Origin of the sequence: Streptomyces termitum (genome assembly GCF_014650175.1) — a bacterium.
Lineage (GTDB): Bacteria > Actinomycetota > Actinomycetes > Streptomycetales > Streptomycetaceae > Streptomyces > Streptomyces termitum.
Genome location: NZ_BMUL01000063.1, coordinates 1 through 583 on the forward strand (window position 1 = coordinate 1; position 583 = coordinate 583).

Consider the following 583-nt stretch of genomic DNA (forward strand, 5'->3'; position numbering starts at 1 on the left):
GCCTCCTCCTAGCAAGCTATATACCTACATAGTACAGCCATGGCCCCCACCGTGATGGCCTCGTCGGCCACCTCCGTCGCTCCTTTCCAGGGGCTCAAGTCCACCGCCGGCCTCCCCGTCAGCCGCCGCTCCAACGGCGCTAGCCTCGGCAGCGTCAGCAACGGTGGAAGGATCAGGTGCATGCAGGTGTGGCCCATCGAGGGCATCAAGAAGTTCGAGACCCTGTCCTACCTGCCACCGCTCAGCACGGAGGCCCTCCTCAAGCAGGTCGACTACCTGATCCGCTCCAAGTGGGTGCCTTGCCTCGAGTTCAGCAAGGTTGGGTTCATCTTCCGTGAGCACAACGCATCCCCTGGGTACTACGATGGCCGGTACTGGACAATGTGGAAGCTGCCTATGTTCGGGTGCACCGACGCCACACAGGTGATCAACGAGGTGGAGGAGGTCAAGAAGGAGTACCCTGACGCGTATGTCCGCATCATCGGATTCGACAACATGCGCCAGGTGCAGTGCGTCAGCTTCATCGCCTTCAAGCCACCGGGCTGCGAGGAGTCCGGCAAGGCCTAAACAGCTCACTCACGAC

At 61.2% G+C, this 583-nt stretch carries 1 protein-coding gene; it reads left to right on the plus strand.

The genetic code is table 11. The features are described from left to right. The first annotated feature begins 39 nt into the window (after positions 1-39). Complete coding sequence (locus tag IE219_RS32745; RefSeq protein WP_077273887.1) at positions 40-567, plus strand: ribulose-1,5-bisphosphate carboxylase small subunit; 528 nt, start codon at positions 40-42, stop codon at positions 565-567. Positions 568-583: the final 16 nt, after the last annotated feature.